Origin of the sequence: Pseudomonas sp. A-1 (genome assembly GCF_004801855.1) — a bacterium.
Classification (GTDB): domain Bacteria; phylum Pseudomonadota; class Gammaproteobacteria; order Pseudomonadales; family Pseudomonadaceae; genus Geopseudomonas.
Genome location: NZ_SSTC01000105.1, coordinates 1 through 10,799 on the forward strand (window position 1 = coordinate 1; position 10,799 = coordinate 10,799).

Sequence of the window (10,799 nt, forward strand, 5' to 3'; positions counted from 1 at the left end):
GTCGTCGCGGTGGCGACCGGCGCCCGCTGGGCGGCCGGGCGCTCGCTGCGCTGCACGGGCGGCTCCGGGTGGCGAGGCCGGGTCGGCCGCTCTTCCTGGCGGGGCAGGATGCCGGCCTCGCGCAGGCGCCGGTCGAGGGCCGTGTACAGCTCGTCCAGCGAGGCCATGACCTGCTGCTCGAACAGCGCATAGAGGACGCGGCGGATCGCCAGCGGCAGGCCTTCGCCGGGCAGGGCCAGGCGGAAGGCCCCGGCGACGGCCTCGGGAGAGAAGGGGCTGTCCTCGTGCAGGGCGGCCTGCGGGTCCGGGCACAGCTGGGCCAGGCGCTCCTCCAGCGCGGGCAGCAGCGCCTGGCAGTGGTGTCGGCAGCGCTTGACCATGTTGGTCAGCAGCACGTTCTCCTCGAGCTCCTCGTGGGCCAGCAGCGACAGCGGCTGGCGCTCCTCGGGCGGCGGGGTGGCGCTGTTGGGATTGAGGCCCTCGAGGTAGGCGGCGAAGCCGCCGGCGAGCTGCTGGTGGAAGCGGCGCACGATCTGCGTGCGCTGCTGGCGCACCGCGCGCATGCCGTCGAAGTACAGCGCCTGCTCGAGGTTGTTGGCGGCCTTTTCGGCCTGGGCGAACAGGGCGTCGTCGACCTGTTCGAAGGCGCATGCCAGCTGCTGGTCGAGGTGGTTCATCACCAGTTGGCGGCAGCCCTGCTCCAACTGGCCGAAGCGTGGGCGGATGCTGCGCCCGGCAAGGGCGAGGGGAACGGGAGAATCTGGCGGTGGCGTGTGGCTCATGGAGGATCTGGCGGGCCCGCGCCCTGTACTCTCGAAAGGAGTGCACATATAACAAGTGCCGGGGGCTCTGCCAAGCATGGAAAAAAAATGCCGCAGGGGGTTGACGGAGAAATATAAATCCGTAGAATGCCGCGCCACTGACACGGGAAATCGGCAACACCGATCACCGTAGAGGGTTGGAAGTCTCGACGTTCCGCGATAGCTCAGTCGGTAGAGCAAGTGACTGTTAATCACTGGGTCCCTGGTTCGAGTCCAGGTCGCGGAGCCAACTTCCAGGCGGGGTATAGCGCAGTCCGGTAGCGCGCCTGCTTTGGGAGCAGGATGTCGGGAGTTCGAATCTCTCTACCCCGACCAGTTTTGGGTCGTTAGCTCAGTGGTAGAGCAGTTGGCTTTTAACCAATTGGTCGTAGGTTCGACCCCTACACGACCCACCACATTCCCTTCCTCGGAAGGACAAGAAGCTGGAAGTGCCGCGAGGCCTTCCGGCTTTTTTGTTTGCGCGCGTTTTTTGCCCGCCTGAGCAGGGCGACCGGCGGTTGTGCCGCCGGTCGGGTGCTGCCGTCAGTGCAGCTTGAGACGCGGCTCGGTGCTGCGGCCGAGGCGGTCGCTGAGCATCAGCAGCAGGGTGCGGAACGGGCCGTACAGCGCCATCTGGTGCAGGCGATACAGCGAGATGTAGAACCAGCGGGCCAGACGCCCCTCCAGCATCACGTCGCCGGTCAGGTTGCCCATCAGGTTGCCCACCGCGCTGAAGCTCGACAGCGAGATCAGCGAGCCGTAGTCGCGGTAGCGGTACTCCAGCAGCGGTTCGCCCTGAAGGCGGCGCGCCAGCGACTTGGCCAGCAGCGAGGCCTGCTGGTGCGCCGCCTGGGCGCGCGGCGGCACGTTCTTGCCGTCCGCCATCGGACAGGCAGCGCAGTCGCCGAGGGCGAAGATGTTCTCGTCGCGGCTGGTCTGCAGGGTCGGGAGCACCACCAGCTGGTCGATGCGGTTGCTTTCCAGGCCGTCCAGCTCGCGCAGGAAGCCCGGAGCGCGGATGCCGGCGGCCCAGACCTTGAGGCTGGCCGGCACGAACTGGCCGTCGGCGGTATGCAGGCCCTCGGCGGTGACTTCCCGGACCGGCGAGTTGACCAGCACCTTGATGCCGAGCTTCTCCAGGGTGCCGTGGACGATGCCGCTGAGCCGCGCGGGCAGCGCCGGCACTACCCGCGGGCCGGCCTCGATCAGGGTCAGGTTGAGGTTTTCCGGGCGGATGCCATCCAGGCCGTAGTCGGCCAGCAGCAGGGCGGCATGGTGCAGTTCGGCGGCCAGCTCGACGCCGGTGGCGCCGGCGCCGACGATCGCCAGGTTGATCTGCGCGCTGCCGTGCTGGCGGGCCTGGGCGTGGGCGCACAGGTACTGGTCGAGCAGCAGGTCGTGGAAGCGTTCGGCCTGGTCGCGCGAGTCGAGGAACAGGCAGTGTTCCGCGGCGCCTTGGGTGCCGAAGTCGTTGGTCTTGCTGCCGACCGCCAGCACTAGGGTGTCGTAGGCGATCTCGCGCGCAGGCACCTGCTCGACGCCGTTCTGGTCATGCTTGGCGGCCAGCAGGATGGTCTTGCGCGCGCGGTCGAGGCCGCACATGCGCCCGGGCTGGAACTTGAAGTGGTTCCACTTGGCCTGGGCCACGTAGTTCAGCTCGTCCTCCGAGGAGTTCAGCGAGCCGGCGGCCACCTCATGGAGCAGCGGCTTCCAGATGTGGGTGAGGTTGGCGTCAACCAGGGTGATGCGCGCCTGGCCGCGCTTGCCCAGGCTGCGGCCCAGGCGGGTGGCGAGTTCGATCCCGCCGGCGCCGCCGCCGACGATCACGATGTGATGGGTCATGGGGATGTCTCACAAGGCTTGGAAAAACCGGGAGCGACTGGCTGGCGGCCTGCAGGGCGATCATGTGACCAGCGAGCTCAGCAGGCGGCTCAGCAGGCCCAGGCCGACGACCACGGCCAGCAGGGCGAGCATCAGGCGCCAGGGCCGGAACGGCTGGCGCTTGACCTGATGCTGCGGGGAGCTGAGATAGTGCTCGACCCGGCGCTGGTCCTCGGGGTTCAGACGGCTGGACATGGCAGTCTCGAAAAAAGGCAATGCGACCATTCTAGGCGTTGCGTCATGTGCGGCTCAATGCCGCATTGGGAGGAAAGACTCCGGGAGGAGAGGCTCACAGCCCCATCTCCACGTCGAACAGCAGGGTGCGCGCCTGGTTGTCGCGCAGGAAAGCCGGGGCGTCGGCGTGGGCGAACAGCACGCGGGCGTAGTTGGGACCGACGATCGACAGCGAGCGCCAGCCCTGGCGCAGGTACTCGCTGGGGGGCGGGAAGGCGCTGTTGAAGTCGGGGATCTCGCGCTTGAAGCTGATGTAGGCGAGGAGGTCCAGCTCGCCGAGGTCGATGCCGCGCTCGTCGTAGTTGTGCGCCTTCTTGCGCAGGGTCGGGCCGAGACGCTGCTGCACCTCGCTCAGCGGGATGCGCCGCGGCCGGGGTTCGTGGCGCTGCAGCTGGGCCAGGGTGCGGGCGGCGCGGCGGCGCTCCAGCTCCTCGCGCCATTCGTCGTTGAGGCGCCGGCCCTCGTCGATGACGAAGAACACCTCGAAGCAGGCGTCGCGGTACAGCACGTCCGGCGGCTGCTGGGCCGGTGCGGCGAAGTCCTCGGTGCGGTGGGCGATGTTCAGCGCCTGCAGCAGGCGCTGGCAGACCCAGCGTTCGCGCTCCCACTTGCGGCCGTTGGAGAGAAAGTCGGTGGCCGCCTCGGCCTGGCGCACCAGATGGTGCAGGTAGTCGCGTTCGTCCATGCCGCAAGTGTAGTCGCCGGCGGCCCCGCCAGGTTGTCGCAGCCGCTCTGGCCGCTGCGGCTGCGGTGTAAACTCGGCATAGCGACCCCCGGAGTAGCCATGCAGCTGCGCGAAGCCACCCCCGACGATCACGCCGTCCTCCACGCCCTGTGGGCGCGCACGCCGGGCATCCAGCTGCGCGCCGAGGACGCCCTGGAGCCCTACTGCGCCTACCTGGCGCGCAATCCCGGCCTCAGCCTGGTGGCCGAGGCGGATGGCGCCATCGTCGGCAGCCTGCTGGCCGGCCACGACGGTCGGCGCGGCTACCTGCAGCATCTGGCGGTCGATCCGTACTACCGGCGCCTCGGCATCGCCTCGGCGCTGATCGCCGCGGTGCTGGCGCGCCTGGCGGCGCAGGGCATCGTCAAGAGCCACGTGTTCGTCCTCGATGGCGAGCCCGCGGCGCTGGCTTTCTGGCGCGCCCGCCGCGGCTGGGGCGAGCGCCACGACATCCGCGTCTTTTCCACCCTGGAGCAACCACGATGAAACCCTGGATATGGCTGGGCCTGGCCCTGCTGGCCGGCAGCGCGCAGGCGCTGGAGAGCGGCGAGCGCCTGGCGCCCTGGACCCTGAGCGATCAGTTCGACGCGCCCTACACCCTGAACGACGACCTGCGCATCCTGCTGGTGGCGCGCAGCATGGATGGCGCCAAGCTGCTCGACGCCGCACTGGAAGGGCGGCCCAAGGGCTACCTGGAGGCGCGCCGAGCGCTGTTCGTCGCCGACATCAGCCGCATGCCCGGGCTGATCGGCAAGCTGTTCGCCATTCCGGCCATGCGCGACTACAGCTACCGCGTGCTGCTCGACCGCGAGGCGCAGGTGGTGCCGCAGTACGCCGCGCCCGAGGGCGGCGTGCTCTGGCTGCAGCTGGAGCAGGGCGTGCTGCGCGAGCGGCGCACCTTCAGCGACGCGCTCGCGCTGCGCGCGGCGCTGGAGCAGGTCGCGCCGTGATCACCGCCGCGCTGCTCAGCGAATCCAGCCTGTGGCTGGGCGCCCTGCTGTTCCTGCCGCTGCTGCTGGCGGCGCTGTGGCATGCGCCCTGGGTCGAGCTGTTCAGCGACTTCCGCCGCCAGCACCTGCTGTTTGGCACCGTGCTGGCGCTGTTCCTGCTGTGGCTGGTGCGCCGCGACTTCGCCTCCGGGCTGTCCTTCCACTTCATCGGCATGACCGCGGTGACCCTGCTGCTCGACTGGCCGCTGGCGGTGCTGTCGGCCTTCGTCGCGCAGCTGGCGCTGGTCGGCCTGGGCCGCCAGGATGCCGCGGCGCTGGGGGTCAACGCGGTGCTGCTGATCCTCATCCCGGTGCTGGTCACCGAGGCTTGCGCGCGCGGCGTCGAGCGCCTGCAGCCGCGCAACCTGTTCGTCTACATCTTCTTCAGCGGCTTCTTCCCGGCGGCGCTGGTGGCCGTGCTGGTGCTGCTGGCCGGCCTCGGCGTGCTGCTGGTGGACGGCATCTACCAGATGCCGCCCTGGCTGGACGACTTCGCCGGCTACCTGTGGCTGATCATGTTCCCCGAGGCGTTCATCAACGGCACGGTGGTCACCGCGCTGGTGGTGTACTACCCGGAGTGGCTGGAGACCTTCAACCGCACCCGCTACCTGCAGGCGCCGTGGAAGGAGGAGGACAAGGACAGGAAGGAGGAGGACGGTGGGAGCTGAGGCTCAGGCTGCGCGCTTTTCCGGGCCCGCATAGCAAGAAGCCTCCCGGTCGGTGAACCGGAAGGCTTCGCGGCGGTAGCTGCCCTTGCCCTTGGCGGGTCGTTCCTGGCGGCAGCGGAACAGGGGCTGGGCGACCAGGGATTTGGCCTTGTTCGGGCCGGCTTTGCGTGGCTTGGCCATGACCTTTCCTCGTGCGGAGCCGGCGAGCGTGCCGGCGCGCGCATCATCGGCCGCTGTACGAAAAATGTCCAGTGATGTCGTGCGCAAATCGAGCGGAACTATTCGCTGGGCAGGTTGAGGCGCACGCCGGCGATCGCCAGGGTCAGTTGCGCCAGGCCGTTCCAGGCGTTGCCGGGCGCCTGGCCCTTGATCTGCTCGTCGATGCGCTGGGCGTCGCGCAGCAGCTGGTTCCAGCGGCTGGCCGGATGGCGCTGCACGGCGCGGCCGACCAGGCCCTGGCGCTTGCCGAAGATCGGCGGCCTGGCCTGGGCGATCAGCCGCTCCAGCGGCAGACCCTGGCCATGCTGCTGGGCCAGGCCGGCGAGCAGGCGCAGCTCGCGCGCCAGGCCCCAGAGGATCACCGGCGCCTCCACGCCTTCGCCGCGCAGGCCCTCGAGCATGCGCAGGGCGTGCGCCGCCTCGCCGGCCAGCGCCGCGTCGAGCAGGCCGAACAGGTCGAAGCGCGCGCTGTCGGCGACGCTGGCCTGCACGGTGGCGGCATCCAGCTGGTTGCCCTCGACCAGCAGCTTGAGCTTCTCGATCTCCTGCACCGCGGCCAGCAGGTTGCCTTCGATGCGCGCCACCAGCAGGTCGATGGCCTCGGCACTCGCCGACAGGCCGGCCTGGGCCAGGCGCTGGCGGATCCACTGCGGCAGCTGCGCGGCATCCACCGGCCAGACCTGCACGAACTGGCAGTGCTCGCCGTCGATCAGCGCCTTGGCCCACTTGCTCTTCTGCGCCTTGCCGTCGAGCCTGGGCAGGCTGAGCAGCAGCACGGTGTCCTCGGCCGGGCGGGCGAGGTAGTCGAGCAGCACGGCGACGCCGTCGTCGCCCGGCTTGCCGGAAGGCAGGCGCAGCTCGAGCAGGCGTTTCTCGGCGAACAGCGACAGGCTGGCGCCGGCCTCGCGCAGCAGGTTCCAGTCGAAGCCGGCGTCGGCGTGGAACACCTGGCGTTCGCTGAAGTCGCGGGCGCGGCAGGCGGCGCGGATGGCGTCGCAGGCCTCCTGGCACAGCAGCGGGTCGTCGCCGCTGACCGCGTAGACCGGGGCGAGCGGACCCTGCAGGTGCTTGGCCAGTTGGGCGGGGTTGAGTTTCATCGGCAGGAAAAACGGGGCCCGCAGGCCCCGTGTCCGATCAGTGGGCCGGAGCCGTCGGCGCGCTCTGCCGCTCGGCTTCCGCGGCGGCGCGGGCCTCGGCTTCGGCCTTGGCGCGGGCGGTTTCCTCCAGCCTGGCGAGGCGCGCCGGGTTCAGCTGCTGCAGGCGCATGGCCAGTTGCTGGACCAGCTCGCGGCGCATCTCGACGCGCAGTTGCTGGGCCTCCTGGTCGGAGCCGATCAGGTTGTTGGCGTCGTGCACGTAGACCTTCTGCACCTCGAGGCGGTCGGCGAGCAGCAGCAGGTTGCCGCTGCGCACCTCGTAGTCGAGGCTGGCGCTCAGCTCGTTCTCGGCGCTGCGCGCCGCACTGGTGTAGCTGGCGGCGCGCTGGCGCTGGTCCTCGCGCACCAGCACCAGCTGGTAGGGCGCGCCGCCGTGCACGCGCACGCCGCTGCTTTCCAGCATGCGGCGCACGTCCTTGACCGTCTCGCCGTAGGCGTCGCGGGCGCTCAGGCCGAGCTCCTGCAGGGCGAAGTCGTCGCTGCCGGTGCCGCGCAGCTGGAAGCCGCAGGCCGTGAGCAGGGTGGTCAGCATCACCAGCAGCAGGCCGGACAGGCTACGTTTCATCAGGCATCCCTCGTGTGAAACGCCGCCCGCGCGGGGCGGGCGGCAGGTTGGACGGTGTCGGTCAGTTGGCGACGATGTTGACCAGCTTGCCGGGGACCACGATCACCTTGCGGATGGTCGCGCCTTCGGTGAAGCGCAGCACGTTCTCGTTGGCGCGCGCGGCGGCCTCGACCTCCTCGCGGCTGGCCCCGGCGGCGACCTGGATCTCGCCGCGCAGCTTGCCGTTGACCTGCACCACCAGGGTCAGGGTGTCCTGCACCAGGGCGGACTCGTCGACCGCCGGCCAGGCGGCGTCGATCACCGCGTCGCCGTGGCCGAGCGCCTGCCACAGGGCATGGCTGATGTGCGGGGTGATCGGCGCCAGCAGCAGGGTCACGGCCTCCAGGCCTTCCTGCAGCAGGGCGCGGTCCTGCGCGCTCGAGGTCGGTGCCTTCTCCAGCACGTTCATCAGGGTCATCACCTGGGCGATGGCGGTGTTGAACTTGCGGAACTGGCCGATATCGGTACTTGCCTGTTTGATGGCCTGGTGGATGGCGCGGCGGACGTCCTTCTGAGCATCGTTCAGGCTGGCGCTGTCCAGCGCGCCCGGCAGGCCGGCGGCGACGTGGGCCTGGGCCAGGCGCCAGACGCGGCGCAGGAAGCGCGAGGCGCCCTCGACGCCGGAGTCGGACCACTCCAGGCTCATTTCCGGCGGAGCGGCGAACATCATGAACAGGCGGCAGGTGTCGGCGCCGTACTGTTCGATCATGGTTTGCGGGTCGACGCCGTTGTTCTTCGACTTCGACATCTTCTCGGTGCCGCCGATTTCCACCGGCAGGCCGTCGCTCTTCAGGCGCGCGGCGATGGCCTTGCCTTTGGCGTCGGTGTCGACCTCGACGTCGGCCGGGTTGAACCACAGCTTGCTGCCGTTCTCCTGCAGGCGGTAGTAGGTCTCGGCGATCACCATGCCTTGGGTCAGCAGGTTGGTGAACGGCTCGTCGCTGTCGACCAGGCCCTCGTCGCGCATCAGCTTGTGGAAGAAGCGCGCGTAGAGCAGGTGCAGGATGGCGTGCTCGATGCCGCCGATGTACTGGTCGACCGGCAGCCAGTGGTTGGCCGCGGCCTTGTCGACCATGCCGCCTGCGAACTGCGGCGAGGCGTAGCGGGCGTAGTACCAGGACGACTCGACGAAGGTGTCCATGGTGTCGGTTTCGCGCTTGGCCGGCGCGCCGCATTTCGGGCAGCTGCAGCTGTAGAACTCGGGCATGCGTGCCAGCGGGCTGCCGGCGCCGTCCGGCACCACGTCCTCGGGCAGCACCACCGGCAGCTGGTCTTCCGGCACCGGCACGTCGCCGCAGGCGTCGCAGTGGATGATCGGGATCGGGCAGCCCCAGTAGCGCTGGCGGCTGATGCCCCAGTCGCGCAGGCGGAAGCGGGTCTGCTTCTCGCCGTGGCCGGTTGCTTCCAGGTCGGCGACGATGGCGTCGAAGGCGGCCTGGAACTCCAGGTTGTCGTACTTGCCGCTGTTGACGGTGACCAGGTTCGCCTTGTCGGCGTACCAGTCCTGCCACTGGGCAGCGTCGAAGGCGGCGTCGCCCTCGGCCTGGCGGTAGACCTGCACGATCGGCAGGCCGTACTTGTTGGCGAACTCGAAGTCGCGCTCGTCGTGGGCCGGCACTGCCATCACCGCGCCTTCGCCGTAGCCGGCCAGCACGTAGTTGGCGACGAACACCGGCAGCTTGTCGCCGGTCAGCGGATGGACGACGAACTGGCCGGTGGCCATGCCCTTCTTCTCCATGGTCGCCACGTCGGCCTCGGCCACCGAGCCGGACTTGCATTCGGCGATGAAGGCGGCCAGCTCGGCGTTGCCCTCGGCGGCGCGCTGGGCCAGCGCGTGCTCGGCGGCGACGGCCACGTAGGTGGCGCCCATCAGGGTGTCCGGGCGGGTCGAGTAGACCTTCAGGCGGCCCTCGCCACCGCAGCTGGCGGCGTCGTAGTCGAACTCGATGTCGGCGCCGAAGCTCTTGCCGATCCAGTTGCGCTGCATGGTCTTGACCTGCTCGGGCCAGCCGTCGAGCTTGTCGAGGTCGGCGAGCAGCTCCTCCGCATAGGCGGTGATGCGGAAGTAGTACATGGGGATCTCGCGCTTCTCGATCAGCGCGCCCGAGCGCCAGCCGCGGCCGTCGATCACCTGCTCGTTGGCCAGCACGGTCTGGTCCACCGGGTCCCAGTTGACGGTGCCGTTCTTGCGGTAGATCACGCCCTTCTCGAACAGGCGGGTGAACAGCCACTGCTCCCAGCGGTAGTAGTCCGGCTTGCAGGTGGTGACCTCGCGCGACCAGTCGACGGCCAGGCCCAGGCTCTTCAGCTGGGTCTTCATGTAGTCGATGTTGGCGTAGGTCCAGGCCGCCGGCGCCACCTGGTTCTGCATCGCGGCGTTCTCCGCCGGCATGCCGAAGGCGTCCCAGCCCATCGGCTGCAGCACGTTCTTGCCCAGCATGCGCTGGTAGCGTGCGATCACGTCGCCGATGGTGTAGTTGCGCACGTGGCCCATGTGCAGCTTGCCGCTCGGGTAGGGGAACATCGACAGGCAGTAGTAGGTGTCCTTGCCGGGCTGCTCACTCACCTCAAAGGACTGGTGCGCGTCCCAGTGGGACTGCGCGGCGGCTTCGATCTCGCGGGGCTGATACTGTTCGTGCATGGCTCTGCCGGACTGGAAAAGAGGGGGGTAACGAAAGCCCCTAAGCATACATGACCCCCGCGGATCTGGGGAAACCCTGATCCGAGGGGGCGCGGGCGTCATGCCCGGGCTTCGCGGGCGGCCTGCAGGCGCTTCTCGGTGCTCTTCAGCAGACGCTCGGTGGCGACGATGGCGCGGGTATGGCGGCCCTCGCCGACCTTGCCGCCGGCATCGAACAGCTCGACGCGGAAGGCGTACAGCTTGCCCTCCATGCCGAGGAAGGTGGCACGGGCGCGCACCGTCTCGAACAGCGGGGTGGCGGCCAGGTGGGTGACGTCGACGCCGACGCCGACCGACAGCTCGCCGTCCCCGAGCAGCGGGCGCATCAGGCGGGCGGCGGCCAGCTCCATCAGGCCGACCATGCGCGCGGTGGCCAGCACGTCGGGGAAGTCGTCGCCGGGCTCGCTGCACAGGGTGCGCGGCGAGTCGCTGCCGGCCACGCGGTAGTCGAGTTCGTAGTGGCTGTCGACGGCCAGGGCCGGGGCATCGGGTCGGGTGGTCATGGCGGGATTCCTGCGAAGTGGCGAATGGAGCGCCATGCTAAGGGGGAGGGTCGGAACGAATCCACTCTATGATGCCGCGACCGTCGCCGGTCGGGACAAGGAGGATTGCGGTGCCGTTGCGCTATCTGTTCAAGCAGTTGCTGCTGCCGCCGGGCGGCCTGTTGCTGCTCCTGCTGCTCGCCTTCTGGTGGCGGACGCGCCGTCCGCGCCGGGCGCTGGCCTGCGCCGTGCTGGGGCTGGGCGGCCTGTGGCTGATGAGCCTGCCGGCGGTGGTCGAGCTGGGCGCGCGCCTGCTCGAGCACGAGCCGGCGCTGGAGCGGGCGGCGTGGCCGACGCTGGC

General features: G+C 69.5%; 12 protein-coding genes, 3 tRNA genes and 1 pseudogene. 7 read left to right on the forward strand and 9 right to left on the reverse strand.

Going from position 1 to position 10,799, the window contains the following annotated elements; all coding sequences use genetic code 11:
• Positions 1-782: DUF1631 family protein (locus E5198_RS18315; RefSeq protein WP_168772557.1), on the reverse strand; the 782-nt coding region annotated here is incomplete at its 3' end.
• Between the two features lie 192 nt (positions 783-974).
• Here E5198_RS18315 and E5198_RS18320 point away from each other — a divergent pair.
• The 3 genes from E5198_RS18320 to E5198_RS18330 all read left to right on the forward strand — a co-directional run bounded on the left by E5198_RS18320 (position 975) and on the right by E5198_RS18330 (position 1,216).
• Positions 975-1,050 (forward strand) — tRNA-Asn (locus E5198_RS18320).
• Positions 1,051-1,059: 9 nt separating this feature from the next.
• Positions 1,060-1,136 (forward strand) — tRNA-Pro (locus tag E5198_RS18325).
• A gap of 5 nt (positions 1,137-1,141) precedes the next feature.
• A tRNA-Lys gene (locus E5198_RS18330) sits at positions 1,142-1,216 on the forward strand.
• A 127-nt stretch (positions 1,217-1,343) separates the two neighbouring features.
• Here E5198_RS18330 and E5198_RS18335 read toward each other — a convergent pair.
• The 3 genes from E5198_RS18335 to E5198_RS18345 form a co-directional block, all read right to left on the reverse strand.
• On the reverse strand, positions 1,344-2,642 hold the full coding sequence (locus E5198_RS18335) for an NAD(P)/FAD-dependent oxidoreductase (RefSeq protein ID WP_136491393.1): 1,299 nt from the start codon (positions 2,640-2,642) through the stop codon (positions 1,344-1,346).
• Between the two features lie 60 nt (positions 2,643-2,702).
• Positions 2,703-2,876, reverse strand: a complete 174-nt coding sequence (locus E5198_RS18340; protein ID WP_136491394.1) for a DUF3094 family protein — start codon at positions 2,874-2,876, stop codon at positions 2,703-2,705.
• Between the two features lie 94 nt (positions 2,877-2,970).
• The gene (locus E5198_RS18345; protein WP_136491395.1) at positions 2,971-3,600 is read right to left on the reverse strand and encodes a DUF1780 domain-containing protein; all 630 of its coding nucleotides are present in this window, start codon (positions 3,598-3,600) and stop codon (positions 2,971-2,973) included.
• 99 nt (positions 3,601-3,699) lie between these two features.
• On the opposite strand from E5198_RS18345, the gene E5198_RS18350 reads away from it, so the two are divergent.
• Genes E5198_RS18350 through E5198_RS18360 form a run of 3 tightly spaced genes read left to right on the forward strand, consistent with a single transcriptional unit; the run spans position 3,700 to position 5,296 of the window.
• Positions 3,700-4,125, forward strand: a complete 426-nt coding sequence (locus tag E5198_RS18350) for a GNAT family N-acetyltransferase (protein ID WP_136491396.1) — start codon at positions 3,700-3,702, stop codon at positions 4,123-4,125.
• Complete coding sequence (locus E5198_RS18355) at positions 4,122-4,589, forward strand: FAD/FMN-containing dehydrogenase (protein ID WP_136491397.1); 468 nt, start codon at positions 4,122-4,124, stop codon at positions 4,587-4,589. The genes E5198_RS18350 and E5198_RS18355 overlap by 4 nt, the downstream gene beginning before the upstream one ends.
• Complete coding sequence (locus E5198_RS18360; RefSeq protein ID WP_136491398.1) at positions 4,586-5,296, forward strand: energy-coupling factor ABC transporter permease; 711 nt, start codon at positions 4,586-4,588, stop codon at positions 5,294-5,296. Before E5198_RS18355 ends, E5198_RS18360 begins: the two co-directional genes overlap by 4 nt.
• 3 nt (positions 5,297-5,299) lie before the next feature.
• Here E5198_RS18360 and arfA read toward each other — a convergent pair whose 3' ends face one another.
• The 5 genes from arfA to E5198_RS18385 all read right to left on the reverse strand — a co-directional run bounded on the left by arfA (position 5,300) and on the right by E5198_RS18385 (position 10,459).
• A complete protein-coding gene (gene arfA / locus E5198_RS18365; protein ID WP_136491399.1) occupies positions 5,300-5,476 on the reverse strand; it encodes an alternative ribosome rescue factor ArfA in 177 nt (58 codons plus the stop codon).
• Positions 5,477-5,574: 98 nt separating this feature from the next.
• On the reverse strand, positions 5,575-6,612 hold the full coding sequence (gene holA / locus E5198_RS18370) for a DNA polymerase III subunit delta (protein ID WP_136491400.1): 1,038 nt from the start codon (positions 6,610-6,612) through the stop codon (positions 5,575-5,577).
• 37 nt (positions 6,613-6,649) lie between these two features.
• Entirely contained in the window at positions 6,650-7,237 is a 588-nt protein-coding gene (gene lptE / locus E5198_RS18375; protein ID WP_136491401.1) for an LPS assembly lipoprotein LptE, read from the reverse strand.
• Between the two features lie 61 nt (positions 7,238-7,298).
• On the reverse strand, positions 7,299-9,917 hold the full coding sequence (gene leuS / locus E5198_RS18380; protein WP_136491402.1) for a leucine--tRNA ligase: 2,619 nt from the start codon (positions 9,915-9,917) through the stop codon (positions 7,299-7,301).
• A 98-nt stretch (positions 9,918-10,015) separates the two neighbouring features.
• Entirely contained in the window at positions 10,016-10,459 is a 444-nt protein-coding gene (locus E5198_RS18385; RefSeq protein WP_136491403.1) for a thioesterase family protein, read from the reverse strand.
• Between the two features lie 110 nt (positions 10,460-10,569).
• On the opposite strand from E5198_RS18385, the pseudogene E5198_RS21635 reads away from it, so the two are divergent.
• Positions 10,570-10,799, forward strand: a pseudogene (locus E5198_RS21635) (YdcF family protein); the annotation flags it as partial.

Excerpts from the sequence above, each read along its gene's own strand:
- E5198_RS18340 (WP_136491394.1), bottom strand. The coding sequence starts at position 2,876 with ATGTCCAGCCGTCTGAACCCCGAGGACCAGCGCCGGGTCGAGCACTAT.
- holA (WP_136491400.1), bottom strand. The coding sequence starts at position 6,612 with ATGAAACTCAACCCCGCCCAACTGGCCAAGCACCTGCAGGGTCCGCTC.
- E5198_RS18385 (WP_136491403.1), bottom strand. The coding sequence starts at position 10,459 with ATGACCACCCGACCCGATGCCCCGGCCCTGGCCGTCGACAGCCACTAC.
- E5198_RS18355 (WP_136491397.1), top strand. The coding sequence starts at position 4,122 with ATGAAACCCTGGATATGGCTGGGCCTGGCCCTGCTGGCCGGCAGCGCG.
- leuS (WP_136491402.1), bottom strand. The coding sequence starts at position 9,917 with ATGCACGAACAGTATCAGCCCCGCGAGATCGAAGCCGCCGCGCAGTCC.
- arfA (WP_136491399.1), bottom strand. The coding sequence starts at position 5,476 with ATGGCCAAGCCACGCAAAGCCGGCCCGAACAAGGCCAAATCCCTGGTC.
- E5198_RS18345 (WP_136491395.1), bottom strand. The coding sequence starts at position 3,600 with ATGGACGAACGCGACTACCTGCACCATCTGGTGCGCCAGGCCGAGGCG.
- E5198_RS18350 (WP_136491396.1), top strand. The coding sequence starts at position 3,700 with ATGCAGCTGCGCGAAGCCACCCCCGACGATCACGCCGTCCTCCACGCC.
- lptE (WP_136491401.1), bottom strand. The coding sequence starts at position 7,237 with ATGAAACGTAGCCTGTCCGGCCTGCTGCTGGTGATGCTGACCACCCTG.
- E5198_RS18335 (WP_136491393.1), bottom strand. The coding sequence starts at position 2,642 with ATGACCCATCACATCGTGATCGTCGGCGGCGGCGCCGGCGGGATCGAA.